We start from the raw sequence: 21,739 nt of genomic DNA, 5'->3' as shown, positions 1-21,739 counted from the left end.
CTAGATAAATCTCAATGTTAGCTACCAGTTAAACGGCGTGTCATCCAGTAATGTTTCTTCCAGTAGCTTTCATTTAAGTTAGAATAGGTAACCCCTTTCGACGTTGAAGCATGCAAAAATTTACCATCTGCATAGTAAATACCTACATGTAAACCACTACGGCTACGACCGGTTTTAAAGAACACCAAATCGCCTGCTTTAGGCTTCTTCACCTTGACACCTAATTTAGCTTGCTCTGCAGCACTTCTCGGTAAAGTTTTTGAAAGTTTATTTTTGAAAAAGTTCATTACCAAAGCAGAACAGTCACTACCCGCTAAAGTTGTACCTCCATAACGATATGGCGTATTTTGCCATTTTTTATAGTGAGATTCTATTTTAGCTAACATAGTTGGGCTAGGTTTACTGCTCTTAACAGCAACTTGACCTTGGCTAGTACTACAACCAAATAACATAAGGATAGAAAAGATCAACGTAGTTATTAAAAAAAGTTGCTGTAAATTAATGCAATTGCTCAGCAACGTCCCTAATAGTCGATTGTCTTTTTTTGTCATTTCTTTTTATTCCTTTATTTAAAGTCGACCAATGCGAATAACGTCTTGCTACCTTTAAGCTTTTAGGTAATATTCCCTTTTCCCATTCACTTTTATCTAATTTAGATAATTTAACAGGACTCATGTCCGCATGGCTGCGATGATTTAGACTTTCTTTTAGGCGAATTAATCGCAAAGAAAGAAAACAAATAATAACATCATCAACACTTAATTTACTATAACCAGAAAGCTGATACCGCATTCTAGCACCATAATGTTTTGCAGTTTGCATTAAACTACCCACAGCTGCGCCAATTAACGCAGCCGAGCCTAGCGAAATTCCTCCGGTTGCTAAGTCAATACTTGCACCTATCGTTGCGCCAGACACAAAGCCTTTAGTCAAATGGATACCCATCGTTTTTAATGCATCAACATTAAAAAGGTCAGCATTATAACGGCCTTTGATTAAAGGCAAATTTTCTTCACTCTCTTGAGTTGAATCGAATTGATACAACTTTAGTAATTCGTTGATCGCTATTTGTTCTCGCTTTCTGACTTTATTTTGCATATCAGTAATTGCTTGATTGTCATTTAATTTAGCCATTTCGTAAAAGGCCGTGACATCAACAAGAGTTTCAGCAATAATTTGATTTGCGGTTTGATTGCGAGATTCGCGAATTTGTGCGATTTTATCTAGCCAATTATCTAATATTTCTTTAGCTGGCTCAACCAGTAAAGCAAGGCTATGATATAAACGCTCCTCACCATCTAGGGGAGGAAATATAGCATCGAAGCGTATGATAGCATGAATCCCAATGCGTGACAGTAACTTTTTCCATTCCTTTTCATTCTGATCGCTATCAGAGATAAAATTTAAAACGGCTAATATGGGTTTATCACTATTGGCTAAAATAGCTAATTCATCGTGATACTTGGCCAATACTGGCTCGCGTGCATCAATGACATAAATGGCTGCATCGCTATTTAACAATTGCCTGATAACTTTAGCTTCTTGATTAAATACGTTTTCGGATTCTGGACTTTGTAAAAAATATGTTAATTTATCAATACCATCAAGTTTTGAATTAGCGGGAACAAGTTGGTTAATATAATCATAAAGCGCTAAACTGTCTTCTAACCCCGGGGTATCATAAAAAACAATCGATTTATTATGTTCAAGTGGCAATGTTATTGATTCAACATGTCTTGTAGTACCGGGGCTATCAGACACATGACCAAAATGACTGTTACGAATCAAAGTACGAAGTAACGACGTTTTGCCAACATTAGCATGACCCACCACTGCTAATTTTAACGTTGATAACATATTAAAGGTCCTCGCTTAGCCAATCAGGTTGAGCTAACTGAAAAGATAGCAATTGCCAATTATGATACTGTTTGCCTTGATTAATAAACCAAATACGAGTTTGCTGTGATTTATTAATCAACTGATGAATAAAATTCAATAATCCCCGATCGGGCGATCTATCGGTATCAATCGCTATTAACAGTTTTTTAGCTGGTGTCAATTGTAAATAATCTAAAATCTTACTACGCTGCTCACGAGTATTTAAAAAACCTAAAAATGAAACAGATTCTGGATAATGCCAACTTTCTTGCACATCTATGGCAATCAAAAATGCACCCTCGCCGTTTTCAATTGAATGTATTGGTAAATACCATTGATTGCTGGTACTACCAAATTTATCTGCATCCTCAATCTTAACAAACAGTGGCTGTAATTGATTTGCTAATATCTGATAATCAGGGTGTGCAGTATTTAGCGTAATTTGGCGGCAACTAACCAACCAATTAACACCACAAAATACCATACATAAAAATCGTACCACCAAGCCATAGACAATAAACACGCCAAGCAACCAAACAGCCCATGATGAACGTACTTCACCAGCGCTTAGCGCATGTTCGCTTAGCTTTATGACTTCGTCCTTAGGAATTTCAAAACCAAATAATGACGGAAAGTAACCTAAATAGTGAGTTAAAGCAATCACAGTATCAGAACTAAGCAGCGTTGTTTGCCATTCAAAGCTATAATGCTTGGTTGAAAATAGCACAACTAACACCAATAACGAACTACTTAAGATCACAGTCCAAAACAGATTAAGCACAAAACCGATAAGCCAACGAATGTGCGTTCCAAACAGCTCAACAAACGCAGGTATAAGTTGCTGGACTGTCTTTTTTTGAGAGAGTTTTTTAGCTAACCATAACCAACAGTGAATCAATAAACTGCCACCAAAATTAGCAAAAAATAAGAACGAACCAAACCAAATAGATAATGTAATTAGATGCACACCTAATAAGCTAAAAAGTGCCCAATACAAATTGATTGGATTTTGGCTTAACGCCCCCAATGCTAAAGAGCTCCCCAAAAACACTGATAATAACAACAATAGCACAAAAGAGAATTTAACAGATCGCAGCAGTACTTTTTGCGCCGAATATAGCCCATTTTGTTTAGACAACATGGTTGCTCGCATCACAATTCGATCTGTAAGCGATATTTGTTCTGCTCTTACTTGTCGGTTAATGTCTTGGTCGGCAAATCGTCCAGACTCAGTTTCAATTAAATGGATGGTTTCGGTCAGCCAGAGTGATTTTAGCTTTTGTCGCATTAGATTTAATCTTCGCCATTATGATGAATATAATATAAAAGAAACGCGACCTAAGTCGCGTTAAAAAATCGAATCAATTACTGTGTTATTTCACCAATCTTGCTTAGTAAAGTTTGAATACGTTGTTGCCATACTTGCTGATCTTGTTTTAGTTTTTCGTTTTCGTCGCGTAACACTTTCATTTCATCAGAACTATCATTAATTAGTTGCTCCAACTCTTGATTACCTTGCTTTAAAGTAGCAATCTCTTGTTGTAATGTAGTGATAGTATTAATTGTATGTTGGATTCGACTTTCTAATTGATTTAATATTTCTAATGACATATTTTTCCTCAAGCTCAATTTATTTGATGTATAATAGATAGTATTATAACCAATTCATTCTGAAATCAACACCTTTTTAAATCTTAAGTTGGAGAAAATTATGCGAAAACCTCTCGTTATGGGTAACTGGAAACTCAATGGTAGTATTGAAATGTCAAAAAACTTAGTGGCAGAGCTAAAAAATGAGCTATCAACCAATACTCAATGCGATGTAGCCATCGCCCCACCAGTTGTTTATTTAGACTTTGTCAAACATCAATTAGATAAGTCTAATATTATTTTAGGTGCACAAGATGTAGGAGTTAACTTATCGGGTGCTTTTACTGGTGAAGTATCAGTCAATATGCTCAAAGAAGTTGGCGTAACTCACATTATCATTGGTCATTCTGAACGTCGCACTTATCACAAAGAATCTGATGAATTTATTGCTAAAAAGTTTGGTGTAATTAAAGAGGCGGGTTTAGTGCCTGTATTATGTATTGGTGAAACCGAAGCCGAAAACGAAGCAGGTCAAACACAAGCAGTTTGCGCACGTCAAATTGATGCAGTTATTAAAGCGCTTGGCGTTCAAGCATTTAACGGTGCTATTATTGCTTATGAACCAGTTTGGGCTATTGGAACTGGTAAATCTGCAACCCCAGCACAGGCGCAAGCAGTCCACAAATTTATTCGCGATCATATTGCCAAACAAGATGCAAAGGTAGCACAACAAGTGATCATTCAATATGGTGGTTCTGTTAATGATAAAAATGCAGCCGAACTATTTACTCAGCCAGATATTGATGGCGCATTAGTTGGTGGAGCATCATTAAAAGCCGATGCTTTTGCCGCAATCGTTAAAGCTGCTGAACAAGCTAAAAAATAAATCACAAACATAGCCAATAATAAAAAGACGCTTATTAGCGTCTTTTCATTTTCCTAGTTAATTTCAATTTTAGCTTTTGGCTGATAGCGTGATGGCCAAATTTTCTCAGCAGGAACTTGCAAATAATCAGAAATTATTCGCTCATACTTAGGGCAATGTCGATACAATGCGTTTCTCAACGTATCCGCCTGCAAGCCGCTGGCTCTCGATAATGCCCTTAAATTTCCGCCTCTGATTTTAATTTCACCTACGACTCTAGATGGAGTCCAGTCTTGATCTTGTTCTCTCATTATGAGATCCTCTATTAGTTAAACTCTTGCTATTGTAAAGATTATCGGTATTACAATACTTAAAATATAAGAAATCACTAGCAAAGGATATCACATAAAAAAACGAATTAAAATAACAAAAGCAAAAAGAATACAAGTAACGGAATAAAAAATGACTAAAAACAATGTAAAAAAACAAGATGAATTTGAAAAAACGCGCATATTAACCGAGACAGGGGTAATTCATTTTAGGGATAGATTAAACTTAGTATTAGAAGGTGCATCAGGAAATGCTTTCGCCAAAAAAGTCGGAATGTCAGAAGCGGTAATACGTGATTACTTATCTGGCAAAACCTATCCGGCCTTAAATAGACTGGCCATTATTGCCCAAAAATGTGATGTACCTATTGAGTGGTTAGTGACAGGCAAAGGAGAATGCCGCTTATTATCTGAATCTGGAGGCCGGAATTCAGTTTATATTCCATTTCATCAATTGAACGAAACAAGTAAATCTTATTCCCAAATAGAATCCATTCCGTTCGAAATTACCTTAATAAAACATCTAGGTTGCAATCACGAAGACTTAACTGCGGTTTGGGCAAAAGGCGACAGCATGGAACCCACGATATCAAATCATGATATCCTAATTATCAATAAAGCCCATCACAAACCGATTGATGGCTATTTGTATGCTGTTGAATATGAAGATCAAATCTGTATTAAACGAATTCAAAATCAAGGTGTTAATTTGGTATTACTTTGTGATAATCCTAAGTACCCAGCTATTATTGGTGAGAAGAATGAATCACAAAACTTTAAAATTATTGGACTTGTTATTTATCTTTTAAAAGATCTTAACTAAGCCCCATTTCACCTTTAATAATAACAGCTTTATCAGTTTTGACTGATAAAGCTGTTTTAACTTGCGAAAATTCGTTTTTTTACACGAAAATCAAAACTAAAAAAATGTAAAAAAGTTTCAGGAAACTATGCGTTTTAGTATAAATTTAATGTAAAGTTAATTTAAATAAAAAATCAATACAGCGATCGCTATCCGCATAACTTTATGCTTTTTTCCGTAGTTATGCTAAAATTAACTCCAAATTTTTTATTAATTTTACCTATTAATACAATCATTATGCCAAATATAAAAACTCAAAAAAAAGTCGTTGTCGGTATGTCTGGTGGCGTGGATTCTTCTGTCTCGGCTTATTTATTACAACAACAAGGATATGAAGTTGTTGGATTATTTATGAAAAATTGGGAAGAAGACGACACAGAAGAATATTGTTCAGCCGCTATAGACTTAGCGGATGCGCAAGCAGTGTGTGATAAATTGAATATTAAATTACATACTATAAATTTTGCAGCTGAATATTGGGATAATGTATTTGAACATTTTCTATCTGAATATAAAGCAGGTCGAACGCCAAACCCTGATATTTTATGTAATAAAGAAATTAAATTTAAAGCTTTTTTAGAATATGCAGCAGAAGATCTTGCAGCTGACTTTATTGCCACAGGGCATTATGTCCGTAAACGTCAAATAGGCGACAAGGTTGAATTATTACGTGGCATCGATACTAACAAAGATCAGAGTTACTTTCTTTATACCTTAAGTGAAGCACAAGTGAGTCAAAGCTTGTTTCCGGTTGGTGAACTAGAAAAACCAGAGGTGCGTAGAATTGCACAACAGCTTGGCTTAGCTACCGCAGCTAAAAAAGACTCAACGGGCATCTGTTTTATTGGTGAACGTAAATTTAGTGACTTTTTAGCGCGATATTTACCAGCGCAATCAGGCAATATTCGCACTGTTGATGGCAAAGTCATCGGTCAACATCAAGGTCTGATGTATCACACATTAGGGCAACGTAAAGGGCTAGGTATTGGTGGCTTAAAACAAGCCGATGACACACCATGGTACGTAGTTGACAAAGATCTTACCAATAACGAACTGATTGTGGCACAAGGTCATGATCATCCCGCGCTATTTTCTGATGGATTGATTGCTCAGCAACTCCATTGGGTTGACCGTAAAGTAGTGACCAAACCATTTAGTTGTACCGTAAAAACGCGCTATCGCCAACAAGATATCGCTTGCCAAGTTATCCCATTAGGCGATGACAAAATCAAAGTTATGTTTGATAATTCTGTTGCAGCTGTTACACCTGGCCAATCTGCTGTCTTTTATAAGGATGAAGTCTGCCTTGGTGGTGGTATTATAGAAGAAAGAATTAAAAGCAATAAGGAGTACTAAAGTGAATAATAAATATCATCATATTGCTATCGCTCTTGCTGGTGTTGCACAAAGTGCCATATTAGTGCCCCAACTAGCTAACACAGGCGCTTGCAGTACCATGCTTTATGAACAAACAATAAAAAGTGTATTTAAAACCTCGCCAACAACAACGGCCGATGTCTATGATGGTATTGAAAATATCAAAACAGGATTACAAACGCTAATACAACTATTATCGTCTGGTCAAAAAGAACAAATGCAAATAATTCGTTACCTGTTTGGCACGCTTAGTATTACAAGCAAATTATTAAAAAATAATGACGCATTAGATAAGATAGACCAGCGATTAAAACGCATCGCAGGACTTTATTTAGAGATGAATGATGAAACTGTCAGCGCTCATGTTAATGATCTATCTTACTCATTAGCGGGAATTTATTCAGATATTATCAGCCCAATATCAACGAAAATCAAAGTTATTGGCAAAGTCGAATTTTTACAAAACTCGACAGTACAAGCTGAAGTAAGAACGGCACTTTTGGGGTGTGTTCGATCGGCCATTTTATGGTATCAAGTTGGCGGTAGTCGCTTTCAGTTTATTTTTTGCCGTAAACGTATTTGTAATGCTGCACAGCAACTATTAGACCAAATTAATCGCGCAAACTAATTTACACTTTATAATTGATATTTCAAAATAGCAACGGAGTTAAACCGATGGAATTATCTGCACTTACTGCCCTTTCACCAATTGATGGACGTTATGGCGACAAAACAACAGAGTTACGCTCTATTTTTAGCGAATATGGTTTATTAAAATACCGCGTCCAGGTCGAGGTTTGTTGGTTACAAAAGTTAGCCTCACAAGCAGATATTTTAGAAGTTCCAGCGTTAAGTCAATCAGCCATCAATCATCTTAATCAAATTGTAGATCAATTTAATGAGCAAGATGCAAATCGCATTAAAGAAATTGAAAGAACTACGAATCACGATGTCAAAGCAGTGGAATATTTTTTAAAAGAAAAAGTTAGCACAAATAAAGAATTACACACCATTAATGAATTTATCCATTTTGCCTGCACATCAGAAGATATTAACAACTTATCTTATGCGTTAATGCTAAAAACAGCCAGAGATACCGTTTTACTGCCCTATTGGAATAAACTGATTGACAAAATCACCTCACAAGCCAAAGCCTATCGTGATTTACCGCTGCTTTCAAGAACACATGGTCAACCTGCTACGCCATCAACTATTGGTAAAGAGTTTGCCAATGTCGCTTATCGCCTAAAACGCCAATTAAAGCAACTACAATCGGTTGATATACTGGGTAAAATTAATGGCGCAACTGGAAATTACAACGCGCATATGGTGGCTTATCCACAAGTAAATTGGCATCAACTGAGTGAGGAGTTTGTCAGTTCATTAGGGTTAAAATGGAATCCTTATACCACACAAATTGAACCCCATGATTATATTGCCGAATTTTTTGATTGTGTGGCGCGATTTAATACCATTGTTATCGATTTTGATCGAGATATCTGGGGATATATTTCATTAAATCACTTTAAACAAAAAACTGTTGCTGGTGAAATAGGATCTTCAACCATGCCACACAAAGTTAACCCAATTGATTTTGAAAATTCTGAAGGCAACTTAGGGATTGCCAATGCAATCATGAATCATTTAGGCAGCAAATTACCGATTTCCCGCTGGCAACGCGATTTGACCGACTCTACTGTTTTACGAAATCTGGGCGTGGGTATCGGTTATGCCATTATTGCTTATCAATCAACTTTAAAAGGATTAAACAAGCTTGAAGTCAACGAAGCCTATTTACTTGAAGAACTTGAACGCAACTGGGAAGTATTAGCCGAACCAATCCAAACCGTCATGCGCCGTTACAGTATTGAAAAGCCATACGAAAAATTGAAAGAATTAACACGTGGCAAACGTGTTGATGCAGAGGGAATGAAACAATTTATTGACTCACTAGATTTACCAGAAGATGAAAAATCACGATTAAAGCAATTAACACCAGCTAACTATATTGGTTATGCAGCCCATTTTGTTGATAAACTATAATACTGACTTAAATCTCATAGTTAGCCTGAACTTGATTACAGCTAATCTTTCAGGCGACGATGATAAGCACATTTATCCAACTCAATAAAAGTGCATTATTTGTATAAAATAGGAAAATATAATTGAAGATCCGCATTGCAACTCGAAAAAGCCCCTTAGCATTATGGCAAGCTAATTTTGTTAAACAAAACCTATTACTGGCACACAAAAATTTAACTGTAGAACTAATACCGATAGTTACACAAGGCGATATATTACTTGATAGCCCACTATCAAAAATTGGTGGAAAAGGTCTTTTTGTTAAACAACTAGAACAAGCCATATTAAATAGTGAAGCGGATATTGCGGTCCACTCAATAAAAGACATTCCAGCAGAGTTTCCTGAAGGGCTAACACTTGCGACAATTTGTAAGCGAGATGATGTACGTGATGCATTTATTTCAAACAAGTATTCAAATCTAGATGAACTACCAAATGGAGCGGTAATTGGCACATCAAGTTTACGACGTCAATGTCAGTTACGAGCAAAATACCCCCATTTACAAATTAAAGATCTTCGAGGCAATGTTGGTACTCGCTTAGCTAAGCTTGATAATAACGAATATGATGCCATCATTTTAGCCTCAGTTGGTTTAAAACGTCTAGCATTAGAAGACAGAATCAAACAGTATATTGAGACCAGCTTAATTTTACCGGCTGTCGGACAAGGTGCAATTGGTATAGAAACTCGAACAGATGACAAGCAAATATTAAATATTCTTTCAGTGCTTGATGACAAAAATAGCCGAGTTTGTATCCAAGCAGAAAGAGCAATGAATAAAACATTACAGGGCGGTTGCCAAGTGCCTATTGCTTGTTATAGCCAATTAAATAATGATATCTTATCATTACAAGGTCTTGTTGGGCGCATTGATGGTTCTAAAATAATCAAAGCCGCATTAACAGGTGATATATCAGAGGCCGAAAAGTTAGGGCAAGAACTAGCAAAACGCTTATTAGAACAAGGTGCAAAAGCAATATTACAGGAATTGAATGGCGGATGATTTATGTCACTAGGCCCTCTCCTGAGGGTGAAAAGCTTACCCAACTATTTAATCAAACAAACCTGTCAGCACAACATCTGCCATTATTTAATATTTCTCAAGGTGATGATCTGCTCAATTTACAAGAGCAACTGAATCAACTTTTACCCAACGACATTGTCATCGTTGTTTCACCACAAGTAACACATGTTATTAACACTTACCTTTCCAATCTAATATTACCGACTAGCCTGCGTTATTATGCGATAGGTAAAAAGTCAGCACAATTATTTAACCAATTTACCACTGCTAAAGTCAATTATCCCAATATAGAAAATAGCGAAGGCTTATTAGCTGAACTCCAACAAGAATCTGTACAACACCACACTATTTTGATTTTATGCGGTAATGCAGGTCGGCAATTACTCACGCAAAAACTAACTAGTCGAGCAGCCAAGGTTAAATCAATAACCTGTTACCGCCGTAAACCCATCCACTACTCACTAAATATACTATCCAGCAATGTTGAAAAGCAAATCATCATTATTACTAGCCTAGAACACTTAATCCAACTTGAATTATATAGCAATCTTGAACATAAAACACAGGCTAATCTTGTTGTAACCAGTCAACGAATCTTTGCAAAAGCCAAACAACTCAAATGGCAAAAAATTCTACTGGTCAATAGCGCAAATAATCAAAAACTTTTTGAGGCTGTAACGGTAAACTACGGTATAACCGAATAATTTAAATAGGTTCGGAAAGTAAATTATTGGTCAGTATTGAAAGAAAATGATGTTCAAGGCTAAGCATATGATAGAAATTAAAAACTGATGGGTGAATTTACTTAAATTGATAGTAATAACCGACCTAAGAGTAGTCTATGATACTTGCTTATTAAGACAATCATTAAAATTTATTTAAAACAATATTAACTCTATGTCATAATGCCTATATAAATTTCAAATAAATCTAAATGAGGTCATTTATGCCACCAAGATATTATGGTGCTAATGCAACACTGTCAACAATAAGCACAACTTCATTTAGTCAACCAGTAGCCATTCAAAATGAAGCGAATAAGACTATGAAAGAAGACACAAAAAATAAAGAAAATACACAATCTAGTCCAGCAGTGGAATCTAAAGCTCGTCCACAAGCCAATAATAGCAACCACGCCGATAATACAAGCAAAGCGCCTATTTCAAAACTCTCTATTATAGCTATAGCATTAACCGCTTGTTTAGGTGGCTTTGGTTTTTATTATGGTCACAAGCAAGTTGAGGCACAAAAAAAGACCATCTCAACTTTGCAAACTGAACTGGCCAATTTAAAACAGACAACTAAGCAAAGTATAACAACTGATTTACAAAATAGCATTACCGACGCTGTTAATAAACAAAATCAGCAATTCAATTTGTTAGAACAACGCGTTGATCGTGAGCTTAGTGATCAGCAAAAAATACAACAACAATTAAGTAATCAAATAAATGATACTTCAAAACTTACCGAACACAGTCTACAAAGCATTAACGAACGTTTATCTGCCATGTCAACGACTGATCACCATGTCTGGCTAATTTCACAAGCAAATTATTTAGTACATTTAGCAGGCCGAAAAATTTGGAATGACCAAGATTACACATCAGCTCGATTACTTCTAAAAAGTGCCGACGAAAGCCTAGCCCAAGCTGATGACCCGAGCCTATTACCAGCACGACAAGCCATTAGTAAAGATATCAATTCGCTTGCTCAAGTAAGTTTTATTGATACTGATGGCATTATTATGAAACTCATTGGTTTATCTGAATCGCTTACCGAATTACCTTTAGTGGGTAATTATAAAGATATCGATCTTGGCATGACCTTATATAACGAAGATACTACGAGTACACAAACCAATGACGCTCAAACAGAAAAGGCAGATGCAGGTAGCAATCAGCAAGCCCGAGCGCACAATGCAACTGATAAGTTTAATAATGATGTATCATCATCGGTCAATAATTGGTCGAGTAATTTATTAACTAGTGCCAAAACCTTTGTGGATAAATTTATTACCATTGAAAAGCTTGACGATAAAGATAACAACTTTAAAGCGTGCTTAGAACAAGCGGAAAAAGATGAAAAACAAATTGCCAAATGCCAAATATTAAAAGCGCCATTGAGTTTAGAACAGTCACTTTATTTACGCGAAAACATTCGCTTCCGACTACTGATTGCCGCACAAGCAGTGCCAAGACATCAAGATCTCATTTATCAACGTGCGCTTAATGATGCTGCAATTTGGGGGAATGCTTATTTTGATGGAAATGCACCAAGCGTTAAAGCCTTCATTGATGAGCTTGATAATTTGCAAAATCAACCCATCAGCAATCAAAACGTACCAGACAACCTAACTAGCATTGGCGAGCTTGAAAAACTAATGCAAACCCGTGTTCGCTCGACGTTGACAAAATAGGAGAATAATAATGATAAAAATACTAATTATTTTCTTAGTGTTAGTGGGCGGATTCTTTTTGGGACCATTATTGCAAGGACACCAAGGCTCAGCGGTATTTGAATTTGCTAGGTATCGTGTCAGTATGTCATTTTATTCATTTATCATTCTCGAATTAATTGGCCTGCTATGTCTTTATTTAATTTATTGTTTTTTTAACAAAATATTTAACTCCAAAACGGCGTTAGGCAATTGGTTACGCTTAAAGTCACCTCAAAAATCGATAAAACGCATAGAACAAGCGCAAATGTTATTGCTAGAGGGTGATTACCAACAAGCGGCTAAACTCTTTCTCAAAAGTGCTAAAGGGGCAAAAAATACCACCTTATCATATTTGCTTGCCGCACAAACCCAAATCGATAATAATGAATTCATTAAGGCCAATCAATCACTTGAACAAGCCGCTAGAAATTGTCAACCTAAAGCGTTATTTGCCTTCCAATTAGTACAAATTCGATTGCAACTAAAAAACCGTGAATACACTGCTGCTCGAATAACGTTAGATCAGTTACTAAACGAAAAACCTCGTCATGTTGAAGTACTTAAATTGGCAAATCAACTTTATTATGAAATAAGTGACTACCAAGCAATTATTGACCTATTGCCTGCAATGTACAAAGCTAAAGTGTATAGCGAATCCCAATTAGATCAGTTTAAACAAACAGCTTATATTGGTCGAATCGAGCAATTAGCGACTAACGGTGATGAACAAACACTCGTAAAATGGTGGAATTCACAACCAAGGGCTATTTTGAATAATATTACTTATCAAAAAGCAATGGCCAACTATCTTCAACAACTGGGACAAGATAGTGAAGCTAAAAAGCTATCAAAATCGATTAGCAAACTTGAGGCAAAAGAAAGAACATAAACAGGGCATTTGCCCTGTTTTTGCTCCTGCTCAACATAACAATTTGCCAAAACAACATTAAAAATCAGTTATTGCTCAATCAAACCATAAAATAACGAATTAACGCCATAAAGGACACACCAGCAACTACAATGCACATCAAGTTCTTAGTTAAAAAGGCAACAACTGCGGTTGGAATTGTTGCTAAACAGTATTCCACATTAAAATCTGGAAACTGCCCTTGTTTTGCCACAAATAGGTTTTGTACAAATAGCGCAGTTAAAATACATAAAGGCACGTACGACAAAAAACGAATGATAATATCAGGTAACTGAAACTTTCGAACTAACATAAATGGCATGACTCTTGGCAACCATGTTACGAGTCCACAACCTAAAATGATAAATAAACTATAAATTGTCATGTATCACGCTCCATTGCTATTCCCATAAAGCAACCACAAAAAGTGCTGATTAAAATTGCCATTTCAGGTGATACAAAGCGCATTAACAAAATCAACATAACAGCAACGGTTAACATGGCTAAAAGTCGGTTTTTAAGACTTTTGCTTTTATCACCAATTAATTGTAAATAAAGCAAACCAACAAACATAGCCACTAAAGCATAATCTAAGCCAAATTGAGTTGGGTCTGGTAACCACTCACCAATTAAAGCACCCAGCAAACAAGATACAATCCAAGTAAGATAAGCAGTTAAATTAAGCCCATGCATCCAAGCAGCATTAACAGGCACTTTATTGGTAATTGCATTCATTGCCACAGCAAAACTTTCGTCAGTCAATAAGCTACCAATACCAATATTATTGAATAAAGAGAATTTTCGAAAAGCTGGGGCAGTTGCCATGCTCATTAAAAAATGACGTGAATTAACCAAAAAAATCGTAAAAATAACAGCTGAAATGGGTGTCGCCACCATCATTAATCCAGCAATAATAAATTGTGCAGCACCAGCATAAACAATGATGGCTAATAATGTCACTTCTAATACCGATAGATGAGCTGATTTACCCACCACACCGGCGGCGATACCGATACCAATATAGCCAAGTAAAGTTGGAACACAGGCATAAACACCATCTTTAAAGGTCAAAGGCATAAGAATTCCTTGGTGATACAATATTCTTTAAATTAACGTTGTTTATATTGCAATATATGTAATAAAGCGTACTATTCGAGTCTATTATTTACTAAAACTTATGCACTAAATTAAATAACTTAACTCACAATAAACAACAATATATTACCAAATTTTGCTATAATATCGCTTAACTAATATCAATGACAACAAAAATAACTTCATAGCAATTAACGTGGCAAACATATCTATGTATACAGGAACTCTATTTATCATCTCTGCGCCAAGTGGTGCAGGTAAATCAAGTCTTATTCGAGCTTACTTATCCCAAAAAAACCATCATCAAGCCAAAGTGTCCATTTCGCATACTACGCGCAATCCTCGCCCTGGCGAAGCGCATGGCGAACATTATTATTTTGTAGATCACAAAGACTTTGAATCCTTAATTGAACAGCAGGCATTTGTCGAATATGCTAACGTATTTGACCACTATTACGGCACATCAAAAGCTGAAATCGAACAAAGCCTATTACAAGGGATTAATGTCTTTTTAGATATTGATTGGCAAGGTGCACAGCAAGTACGCAAAAAAATGCCTCAAGCAAAAAGCATATTTATCTTACCACCTTCGCTAAAAGAACTTGAAAATCGCCTAGTTAAACGCGGTCAAGATGACAGTAGTGTGATTGCCAAACGAATGCAAAAAGCACAAGCCGAAATTTCGCACTATAACGAATATGACTATGTCATTATTAATGACGATTTTGATACCTCATTACACGCCTTGAGTGTGATAATTACCGCTGCCAGCCTAGAACAACCAAAACAAACTATCATTAATAAGCAATTATTAGCAGATTTGTTAGGGAATAATTTTAATTAAGGTGCAAAATAATCGCCGAGTGATCGGCGATATTATGAATAGGATAACTTAATGACCTAATGCTTTATCAGCCTGATCGTTTTGAATCAACTCTAGCTTATATCCATCAGGATCTTCAACAAAAGCGATAATGGTTTTCCCCCCTTTTACTGGTCCTGCTTCACGTGTTACTTTGCCTCCAGCTTGTTTTACGTCATTGCACATTTTTGCAACATCATCAACACCAATAGCGATATGCCCAAATGCTGAACCATGATCGTATTTGTCAGTACCCCAATTGTAAGTTAACTCGATAACTGAGCTGGTTGTTTCATCCCCATATCCCACAAAGGCTAATGAATATTTGTATTGCGTGTTTTCGCTAGTTCTTAACACTCGCATTCCCATTACACGAGTATAAAAATCAATTGAACGCTGAAGATCGCCAACTCGGATCATAGTATGTAATATACGCATTGATTTATTGTCCCTTATAACGATTAAGAATTTATTTAAGTTTATACGTTAGTATTCAGACAGGCAAATTTTTGTTGAAGATTGAGTGATTATGGACAAAATGCAAGCAACAATGACAATTGAATCAAGTTAGTTGATAGGTGAGGTATTTCGCTCACCATCAAGATGAGCGAAAGTGACTGTTAGCTAAGGACAATATGCCCACAGCTTAAGATAAAAATTAACTATTATTTTTTTGGACTGCTATTATAACGTGGTGATGCGCTAATTTGCTTACCGTTAGTAACTAAACGAACATGTTGCCCAGCGTAGAACTCATTAACCGAACCCTTTTGGACAATAACTATATTTGAACCATTTTCTTGCTTGATTTCTAACTCAACACCACTAGCTTGGCTAGCTTTATTTTGAATTGCATCCCCTAAAATTGCACCACCAATAGCACCAGTAGCAGCAGCTAATACTCGTCCTGAACCATCGCCAATAGTATTACCTAAAACGCCACCTAACACAGCACCACCTATACTACCTGCTATATTTTCGCTCTTACCATTTGACGCATTAGCTTGAATTTTAACCTGGCGTACTGAAACAACTGTACCATAACTCACTTGTTGAACTTGTTTTGCTTGATCTGCAGTATAAACATCGCCGGAGTAAAGATCACTATTGCTACATCCAGATAAAATTGCAGCTAAAATAGTTAATGTGACGATTTTTTTCATAATTGATTCCTCATATAATATTCATATAAATTTGTTATATATGGTTTAGAATAATATTGTTTTATAAAAACAACAATATCATTTTCATTATTTTATCAATAGCCAATACAATTTATACTTAAGTTGAGTTATACTCAGCGCAATATTTTATCAAGCATACACTGGATATATGAAACGGTTATTTTTTCAATTAATATTATCGGTTATGATAACTGCCTGCCATGATGCTAATCAATCGCCTAAAAAAAACGATAGTGCTGTCTTTGAACAGCCATCGAATGATTGTTTAGATAACAAACCGGCTAATGGTACACATTTTGACAAGATTCCGGCTTTAAAATGTCCCGTAAAATAATCTAATAGGCATATGTAACATAATGAAAACTATCGAAATCGACGAAGAACTATACCAATTTATTGCAGGCCAAACCAAACACATTGGCGAAGATGCATCAAGTATATTACGACGTTTATTGAACATAAACCAACCTACGTTGGCAAAACAACATACTATCGCACAAAAGGAAAATCATTATCCTCTTTTTAATGACTTATTAACTAGCGACACATTCACAAGCGAAAAATCGATAATAAGTCGCTTTATATTATTACTTAGTGCACTGTATAACTATAACCCTGCACTTTTTGCTATTGCTGCCACATCATTACATGGTAGTAAGCGACAATATTTAGCCAAAGATAAACAATTACTCGAAAAATCGGGCAAAAACACTAAACCCCGCGAAATCATTGGCACACCTTATTGGGTGATTAGCAATACTAATACGGCCAGAAAGCTGTATATTATTGAATCAATAATGAGTGATATGGGAATATCTGAAACTATGATACACCAAGTCACCAACGCTTTTTTACCTTAACAGAATACTGAAAAGCAAATATAAAGCTAAAAACGCGATATGAGCTCAAGCAATTCACGTAGTTAGCTATTATAAAATCTTATTTTATGAAAAGGAGTAAAAAATGGCCCAGCAAAGCCGCGCAGGATTGTTAGCTCAACCATCGGATCTTATTAACGTTGAAACATTACGAAATGACTATTACCAAATCCAACCTGATACAGATGATGCTAGCCAATTAGTTATTTTTGGTACATCTGGTCATCGCGGCAGTGCTAACAAAGGTACATTTAATGAAGTACATATATTAGCCATTGCCCAAGCCATTGCCGAATACCGCAAAGCCAACACCATCACAGGCCCATGTTTTATTGGTCAAGATACCCATGCCTTGTCAGAACTCGCATTAAAATCAGTACTTGAAGTGTTTGCTGCTAACCAACAAACAGTGGTTATAGCGCGTGATTGGGGCTATACGCCAACGCCTGTCATTTCACATGCTATTTTAACCTATAATGAAGGCAAACAATCGCAACTGGCAGACGGCATTGTCATTACCCCATCGCATAATCCACCTGAAGATGGTGGCATAAAATATAATCCAATCAATGGCGGACCTGCGGATACCGACATCACCAAACAAATAGAAAACCGTGCTAACGAACTACTAAAAAACAAACTCAAAGGCGTAAAACGTATTACCTTAGATAAAGCTATAAATTCAAATTATATCCACACCAAAGAATACGAAACCGACTATATTAATGACCTTGAAAATATTTTAGATCTATCGCTTATCAAATCATCATCACTTAAAATTGGCGTTGATCCACTTGGTGGTGCAGGCATTACTTATTGGCCACGAATTGCTGAAAAATATGGTATTAACCTCAATATTGTCAATAATAAAATCGATCCAACCTTTAGCTTTATGCATTTAGATCATGACGAGGTCATTCGCATGGACTGCTCAAGTCGTTGGGCTATGGCAGGGTTATTAACATTAAAAGACCAATTTGACCTAGCCTTTGGCAATGACACCGACTTTGACCGTCACGGCATTGTGACGCCTAAAGGGTTAATGAATCCAAATGCCTACCTTTCAACCTGTGTTAATTACTTGTTCCAAAACCGCCCACAATGGCATAAAAATATCGCCATTGGTAAAACACTTGTCACAAGCTCAATGATTGACCGTGTGGCAAATAGCTTAAACAAACAGTACTTAGAATACCCAGTTGGTTTTAAATGGTATGCTGATGGACTTTATCAAGGCAAACTCGGCTTTGCAGGCGAAGAAAGCGCAGGCGCATCGTTTTTAAGATCCAATGGCAAAGTTTGGACAACAGATAAAGACGGTATTATTTTATGCCTACTTGCTGCCGAAATGACCGCGAAACTAGGTAAAAACCCACAAGAACAGTATCAAGAACTCGAAGCTAAATTTGGTTTTTCTTATTACGGACGAATCCAAGCACCCGCATCGTTTAGTGAAAAACAAAAACTAGCCAAACTAGATGCCAGCCAATTAACTACCGACAAGCTCGCAGGCGAAAACATCGCCCAATGCCTAACCACCGCACCAGCAAATAATGCACCAATTGGAGGGCTAAAAGTGATCACTGAAAACGGCTGGTTTGCCGCTCGCCCTTCAGGCACAGAAGATGCCTATAAAATTTATGCAGAAAGCTTTATAAGCAACCAGCATTTAAATACACTACAGCAAGAAGCACAAGAAATTGTAGCTAAAGTAATTAAATAATCGCAAAATAGCAGCCGTATGGTTGCTATTTTTTTATTAAAGTTGGTTAAATTGGTTTTTGGATATTTTATCTATTAGATGAAATAAATAACATTAGTGTCAAATTCTGGGTTGGAAATTTGCGAAATCCCTCAACTCCCTTACTAAACAGCCTTGCTTAATGTGCTAATCTTGCTTTATTGTTGATACATCCCGACGCAAAAATAAAACAACCATATTCGCACCTTTCGGTATTGTAAAAATTATTGTATTTTTGTATAAAAACCATTCAGGTATAGCTTTGATTTTATTTAAGCTTTAATTCAATGTTTCTTAATAAAATCAACATACTACGGAAAATTTTTGGGGGATTTATATTTTGATTAAAGTCTATTTAGTTTCAGCTAGGTTTCGGACGTGTTATCCATTTGTTGTAAAATCGCTACTGTGATAACATCCGAATAAGGGGGGGAATTTTGCAAAAAATCCCCCCCCTTTATTATTTGTATCATCCATAATACTTATCTTTTCAAAACCATCTTTTCTTTACTCTGATGTTCAAATTTTTCCCAGAAAAATTTACTTTTGGTCTTAATATTCCAGCTATTTTTTTGTTATGGTGCTACACAAGCAGCGCGAAGAGCATAAGTGGAATTTTGATCATAAGGATCGGTTATCCCATGACTTCCCCAAATCATAAGCCCTTTTCCATTATAACTATCACTACCGGTCGCATTCTTTGCCACACTGTCACTCCAATACCCTTCATATACATCCCAGTCACTCCCTGGATAACCACTACAGCGAATTGAGTCAATTGCCTCCGCGTTCAAATTATTTACCAAACATCCCCATTCATTGAATATACCTCCTTGCCACTTTGTTGCACTTTCTAGGTAACTTAATTGACGACGATAAGTATTTTCATTTCGACCAGGTACTCCCCCACGCCAGCCATGCGCTGGATAGTTCGAGTTTGTGTACTCATTCACTTCGGGTAATCGATACCCACTCCCTAAACTCTGACAATAGTCTTTGACTCGATTCCGAGCATCCACACCATCATCGGTTCCGCTATAGCTAACTTCTGGCTGTGCGATATACCAGCGCATTAGCTTAAATTCGTATAATAACTTGCTTTTACTTTTATCTGCATATAGTCTAAATGTTACGGGTTTAAAACTTTTATCCCCCGGCGTGTTATATCGCGGACCTTTCAAGGTTATCTTTAAGCCTGGCTCGATATGACCATATATTCCAGAGCCACGAGTTGTTTTATATCTCCAGCCTTGAGTGCTTTCGGCACTAAGTGTTAAACTTACATTTCCTCCCTCTTCTGCAGTAACAATATTGCCATTGGCAATTAATACTTCCTCTGGGGTTATATTTTTAAATAACAAATAAAAAAATAAATTGTGCGCCCCAGTGCTTGGAAAGTTATTTCTGATTATGGAAGATGCACCTTTATAATTTCCACTATTTGATGTGCTCAGTACCTTATAGCCTTTATTAGCAAACCATGTCGGTCCGTCCATATCAACACTTGCATCACCCCATGAAGTATTATCATATGCTAAATTAGGTTGCGCATATTCAACAGAACAAGGTACCATATTGTTTCGATTCGGTTTTATATAATATATATGTTCACTTGCATCAAAAGTACTTGTATTTGGAATACCGTAACGTGTTGATAATTCACCTGAAGTCGATTTTACTGTTATTTTATAACTTGCAGTACATGATGTACTTAATAATCCGGTTGGATTTGCTTTTACGCTTGCTGTTATATCGTTATCAGCGCTGTCTTCCCATTTTATTGTTACACTTCCTGTAGCACTAGCTCCTGTTTCTGCATCCCCATCATCATCACCAAAATAATAATAGGGAGCACCAATTAACTGATTTAAATCAATGCGCGGATAATCACTATTCCCTGCCGTTGGTAAAGGTACCACTGTTTTTATATCACTAAACCTTATTGAGGTTTGCGGTAACTCTATCGGATTTGTGATAGTTGAAACATCATCATTCGCTTTTATTATTGTTCCACTTGATAAACTTATGCCTAATAATGAATTAGTATCATTTATCTTTGTCATTCCACTATCAAAGGTTAAATATGGTGCACTACCATGAATCTCTTTAGAAGTTGTCGCATTTAAGGCTGAAACTATATTGACATTGGACATTAATAACATATTTATGCTAATAAATATTGGCTTTACAAAAAACGATGGAAATAAAAATCTTGAGGATTTTATTGATAAATATGTATTTGCCTTTGAATGGGTCTTTAAATTTACACTTAAATTTGAGTTTGTTTTTGAATAAAAAGGTATTGGTGAATTTGGATTACTTACAACCAAAAAATTGCTCCCGTATTAAAACTACTTTATGGCTAGCTAACTGGTGGGCTGGCCTCTAAATAACTGTATTTTAACATGTTTTCAATCCTTCTATCATGATATATATTTGTTTTATTTTAAATTTTTTCGAAGTATAAATAAGTTAATGGGATTTTGCAAATTTGAAATTAAAGATTTTGTAAGAGAAAGTCTTAGATGATATTTTTTTGTGCAAATATTCCCAACATCTCTTTGGATGGCAAAAAACAATGGTTTAAACTATTTAAGTTTGTGTATTTTGGTCCAACGGTATGTTGC

At 36.1% G+C, this 21,739-nt stretch carries 23 protein-coding genes; 13 read left to right on the top strand and 10 right to left on the bottom strand.

The window, feature by feature from the left end:
• Window positions 1–17 precede the first annotated feature (17 nt).
• The 4 genes from GYY69_RS02955 to zapB all read right to left on the bottom strand — a co-directional run bounded on the left by GYY69_RS02955 (window position 18) and on the right by zapB (window position 3,489).
• Window positions 18–551, bottom strand: coding sequence for a C40 family peptidase (locus GYY69_RS02955; RefSeq protein WP_174796347.1), 534 nt, complete (start codon window positions 549–551; stop codon window positions 18–20).
• Window positions 499–1,857 carry a DUF3482 domain-containing protein gene (locus GYY69_RS02950; protein WP_174796346.1) on the bottom strand — a complete coding sequence of 453 codons (1,359 nt, stop codon included), beginning with the start codon at window positions 1,855–1,857 and terminating at the stop codon, window positions 499–501. The genes GYY69_RS02955 and GYY69_RS02950 overlap by 53 nt, the downstream gene beginning before the upstream one ends.
• Before the next feature lies 1 nt (window position 1,858).
• Window positions 1,859–3,166 carry a DUF2868 domain-containing protein gene (locus GYY69_RS02945; protein ID WP_174796345.1) on the bottom strand — a complete coding sequence of 436 codons (1,308 nt, stop codon included), beginning with the start codon at window positions 3,164–3,166 and terminating at the stop codon, window positions 1,859–1,861.
• Between the two features lie 77 nt (window positions 3,167–3,243).
• Window positions 3,244–3,489 carry a cell division protein ZapB gene (gene zapB / locus GYY69_RS02940; protein WP_160431283.1) on the bottom strand — a complete coding sequence of 82 codons (246 nt, stop codon included), beginning with the start codon at window positions 3,487–3,489 and terminating at the stop codon, window positions 3,244–3,246.
• A gap of 100 nt (window positions 3,490–3,589) precedes the next feature.
• Here zapB and tpiA point away from each other — a divergent pair, with 100 nt between their 5' ends.
• Window positions 3,590–4,354 carry a triose-phosphate isomerase gene (gene tpiA, locus GYY69_RS02935; protein WP_174796344.1) on the top strand — a complete coding sequence of 255 codons (765 nt, stop codon included), beginning with the start codon at window positions 3,590–3,592 and terminating at the stop codon, window positions 4,352–4,354.
• 53 nt (window positions 4,355–4,407) lie between these two features.
• Here tpiA and GYY69_RS02930 read toward each other — a convergent pair whose 3' ends face one another.
• Window positions 4,408–4,644 (bottom strand): helix-turn-helix domain-containing protein, encoded by a 237-nt coding sequence (locus GYY69_RS02930; protein ID WP_065637466.1) that lies wholly within the window; start codon window positions 4,642–4,644, stop codon window positions 4,408–4,410.
• Window positions 4,645–4,795: 151 nt separating this feature from the next.
• On the opposite strand from GYY69_RS02930, the gene GYY69_RS02925 reads away from it, so the two are divergent.
• The 8 genes from GYY69_RS02925 to GYY69_RS02890 all read left to right on the top strand — a co-directional run bounded on the left by GYY69_RS02925 (window position 4,796) and on the right by GYY69_RS02890 (window position 13,334).
• Window positions 4,796–5,485: a LexA family transcriptional regulator gene (locus GYY69_RS02925; protein ID WP_174796343.1), complete on the top strand. Its 690-nt coding sequence runs from the start codon at window positions 4,796–4,798 to the stop codon at window positions 5,483–5,485.
• Between the two features lie 276 nt (window positions 5,486–5,761).
• Window positions 5,762–6,880, top strand: coding sequence for a tRNA 2-thiouridine(34) synthase MnmA (gene mnmA, locus GYY69_RS02920; protein WP_174796342.1), 1,119 nt, complete (start codon window positions 5,762–5,764; stop codon window positions 6,878–6,880).
• 1 nt (window position 6,881) lies between these two features.
• Window positions 6,882–7,529, top strand: coding sequence for a high frequency lysogenization protein HflD (hflD, locus tag GYY69_RS02915; RefSeq protein ID WP_174796341.1), 648 nt, complete (start codon window positions 6,882–6,884; stop codon window positions 7,527–7,529).
• Between the two features lie 47 nt (window positions 7,530–7,576).
• Window positions 7,577–8,944, top strand: coding sequence for an adenylosuccinate lyase (gene purB, locus GYY69_RS02910; protein ID WP_174796340.1), 1,368 nt, complete (start codon window positions 7,577–7,579; stop codon window positions 8,942–8,944).
• 122 nt (window positions 8,945–9,066) lie between these two features.
• Window positions 9,067–9,987, top strand: a complete 921-nt coding sequence (gene hemC / locus GYY69_RS02905; protein WP_174796339.1) for a hydroxymethylbilane synthase — start codon at window positions 9,067–9,069, stop codon at window positions 9,985–9,987.
• Window positions 9,984–10,712: a uroporphyrinogen-III synthase gene (locus GYY69_RS02900; protein ID WP_174796338.1), complete on the top strand. Its 729-nt coding sequence runs from the start codon at window positions 9,984–9,986 to the stop codon at window positions 10,710–10,712. The genes hemC and GYY69_RS02900 overlap by 4 nt, the downstream gene beginning before the upstream one ends.
• A 242-nt stretch (window positions 10,713–10,954) precedes the next feature.
• Window positions 10,955–12,424 (top strand): uroporphyrinogen-III C-methyltransferase, encoded by a 1,470-nt coding sequence (locus tag GYY69_RS02895; protein ID WP_174796337.1) that lies wholly within the window; start codon window positions 10,955–10,957, stop codon window positions 12,422–12,424.
• 10 nt (window positions 12,425–12,434) lie between these two features.
• On the top strand, window positions 12,435–13,334 hold the full coding sequence (locus GYY69_RS02890) for a heme biosynthesis HemY N-terminal domain-containing protein (RefSeq protein ID WP_174796336.1): 900 nt from the start codon (window positions 12,435–12,437) through the stop codon (window positions 13,332–13,334).
• 79 nt (window positions 13,335–13,413) lie between these two features.
• Here the strand turns inward: GYY69_RS02890 and GYY69_RS02885 are convergent, their stop codons facing one another.
• Complete coding sequence (locus tag GYY69_RS02885) at window positions 13,414–13,737, bottom strand: AzlD domain-containing protein (RefSeq protein WP_174796335.1); 324 nt, start codon at window positions 13,735–13,737, stop codon at window positions 13,414–13,416.
• Window positions 13,734–14,429 carry an AzlC family ABC transporter permease gene (locus GYY69_RS02880; protein WP_174796334.1) on the bottom strand — a complete coding sequence of 232 codons (696 nt, stop codon included), beginning with the start codon at window positions 14,427–14,429 and terminating at the stop codon, window positions 13,734–13,736. The genes GYY69_RS02885 and GYY69_RS02880 overlap by 4 nt, the downstream gene beginning before the upstream one ends.
• 229 nt (window positions 14,430–14,658) lie before the next feature.
• On the opposite strand from GYY69_RS02880, the gene gmk reads away from it, so the two are divergent.
• Window positions 14,659–15,291 carry a guanylate kinase gene (gene gmk / locus GYY69_RS02875; protein WP_174796333.1) on the top strand — a complete coding sequence of 211 codons (633 nt, stop codon included), beginning with the start codon at window positions 14,659–14,661 and terminating at the stop codon, window positions 15,289–15,291.
• 48 nt (window positions 15,292–15,339) lie between these two features.
• On the opposite strand, the gene gloA is transcribed toward gmk, so the two are convergent.
• Window positions 15,340–15,747, bottom strand: coding sequence for a lactoylglutathione lyase (gloA, locus tag GYY69_RS02870; protein ID WP_174796332.1), 408 nt, complete (start codon window positions 15,745–15,747; stop codon window positions 15,340–15,342).
• A gap of 227 nt (window positions 15,748–15,974) precedes the next feature.
• Window positions 15,975–16,475 (bottom strand): glycine zipper 2TM domain-containing protein, encoded by a 501-nt coding sequence (locus GYY69_RS02865; RefSeq protein ID WP_174796392.1) that lies wholly within the window; start codon window positions 16,473–16,475, stop codon window positions 15,975–15,977.
• A 166-nt stretch (window positions 16,476–16,641) separates the two neighbouring features.
• Here GYY69_RS02865 and GYY69_RS02860 point away from each other — a divergent pair, with 166 nt between their 5' ends.
• The 3 genes from GYY69_RS02860 to pgm all read left to right on the top strand — a co-directional run bounded on the left by GYY69_RS02860 (window position 16,642) and on the right by pgm (window position 19,094).
• Window positions 16,642–16,827, top strand: coding sequence for a hypothetical protein (locus GYY69_RS02860; RefSeq protein ID WP_174796331.1), 186 nt, complete (start codon window positions 16,642–16,644; stop codon window positions 16,825–16,827).
• Window positions 16,828–16,849: 22 nt separating this feature from the next.
• The gene (locus GYY69_RS02855; protein ID WP_174796330.1) at window positions 16,850–17,353 is read left to right on the top strand and encodes a replication initiation regulator SeqA; all 504 of its coding nucleotides are present in this window, start codon (window positions 16,850–16,852) and stop codon (window positions 17,351–17,353) included.
• 103 nt (window positions 17,354–17,456) lie between these two features.
• Complete coding sequence (pgm, locus tag GYY69_RS02850) at window positions 17,457–19,094, top strand: phosphoglucomutase (alpha-D-glucose-1,6-bisphosphate-dependent) (RefSeq protein ID WP_174796329.1); 1,638 nt, start codon at window positions 17,457–17,459, stop codon at window positions 19,092–19,094.
• Window positions 19,095–19,687: 593 nt separating this feature from the next.
• On the opposite strand, the gene GYY69_RS02845 is transcribed toward pgm, so the two are convergent.
• Window positions 19,688–21,274, bottom strand: coding sequence for a hypothetical protein (locus GYY69_RS02845; protein WP_174796328.1), 1,587 nt, complete (start codon window positions 21,272–21,274; stop codon window positions 19,688–19,690).
• Between the last annotated feature and the right edge of the window lie 465 nt (window positions 21,275–21,739).

This window comes from Gilliamella sp. ESL0250, assembly GCF_013345045.1.
GTDB lineage: Bacteria > Pseudomonadota > Gammaproteobacteria > Enterobacterales > Orbaceae > Gilliamella > Gilliamella apicola_H.
This window is presented reverse-complemented; position numbering and strand designations above follow the sequence as displayed.

What these genes read in the sequence shown, in the direction of transcription:
- GYY69_RS02955 (WP_174796347.1), bottom strand. Translation starts at nt 551, where the DNA reads ATGACAAAAAAAGACAATCGACTATTAGGGACGTTGCTGAGCAATTGC.
- GYY69_RS02950 (WP_174796346.1), bottom strand. Translation starts at nt 1,857, where the DNA reads ATGTTATCAACGTTAAAATTAGCAGTGGTGGGTCATGCTAATGTTGGC.
- GYY69_RS02945 (WP_174796345.1), bottom strand. Translation starts at nt 3,166, where the DNA reads ATGCGACAAAAGCTAAAATCACTCTGGCTGACCGAAACCATCCATTTA.
- zapB (WP_160431283.1), bottom strand. Translation starts at nt 3,489, where the DNA reads ATGTCATTAGAAATATTAAATCAATTAGAAAGTCGAATCCAACATACA.
- tpiA (WP_174796344.1), top strand. Translation starts at nt 3,590, where the DNA reads ATGCGAAAACCTCTCGTTATGGGTAACTGGAAACTCAATGGTAGTATT.
- GYY69_RS02930 (WP_065637466.1), bottom strand. Translation starts at nt 4,644, where the DNA reads ATGAGAGAACAAGATCAAGACTGGACTCCATCTAGAGTCGTAGGTGAA.
- GYY69_RS02925 (WP_174796343.1), top strand. Translation starts at nt 4,796, where the DNA reads ATGACTAAAAACAATGTAAAAAAACAAGATGAATTTGAAAAAACGCGC.
- mnmA (WP_174796342.1), top strand. Translation starts at nt 5,762, where the DNA reads ATGCCAAATATAAAAACTCAAAAAAAAGTCGTTGTCGGTATGTCTGGT.
- purB (WP_174796340.1), top strand. Translation starts at nt 7,577, where the DNA reads ATGGAATTATCTGCACTTACTGCCCTTTCACCAATTGATGGACGTTAT.
- GYY69_RS02900 (WP_174796338.1), top strand. Translation starts at nt 9,984, where the DNA reads ATGATTTATGTCACTAGGCCCTCTCCTGAGGGTGAAAAGCTTACCCAA.
- GYY69_RS02895 (WP_174796337.1), top strand. Translation starts at nt 10,955, where the DNA reads ATGCCACCAAGATATTATGGTGCTAATGCAACACTGTCAACAATAAGC.
- GYY69_RS02890 (WP_174796336.1), top strand. Translation starts at nt 12,435, where the DNA reads ATGATAAAAATACTAATTATTTTCTTAGTGTTAGTGGGCGGATTCTTT.
- GYY69_RS02885 (WP_174796335.1), bottom strand. Translation starts at nt 13,737, where the DNA reads ATGACAATTTATAGTTTATTTATCATTTTAGGTTGTGGACTCGTAACA.
- GYY69_RS02880 (WP_174796334.1), bottom strand. Translation starts at nt 14,429, where the DNA reads ATGCCTTTGACCTTTAAAGATGGTGTTTATGCCTGTGTTCCAACTTTA.
- gmk (WP_174796333.1), top strand. Translation starts at nt 14,659, where the DNA reads ATGTATACAGGAACTCTATTTATCATCTCTGCGCCAAGTGGTGCAGGT.
- gloA (WP_174796332.1), bottom strand. Translation starts at nt 15,747, where the DNA reads ATGCGTATATTACATACTATGATCCGAGTTGGCGATCTTCAGCGTTCA.
- GYY69_RS02860 (WP_174796331.1), top strand. Translation starts at nt 16,642, where the DNA reads ATGAAACGGTTATTTTTTCAATTAATATTATCGGTTATGATAACTGCC.
- GYY69_RS02855 (WP_174796330.1), top strand. Translation starts at nt 16,850, where the DNA reads ATGAAAACTATCGAAATCGACGAAGAACTATACCAATTTATTGCAGGC.
- pgm (WP_174796329.1), top strand. Translation starts at nt 17,457, where the DNA reads ATGGCCCAGCAAAGCCGCGCAGGATTGTTAGCTCAACCATCGGATCTT.
- GYY69_RS02845 (WP_174796328.1), bottom strand. Translation starts at nt 21,274, where the DNA reads ATGTTATTAATGTCCAATGTCAATATAGTTTCAGCCTTAAATGCGACA.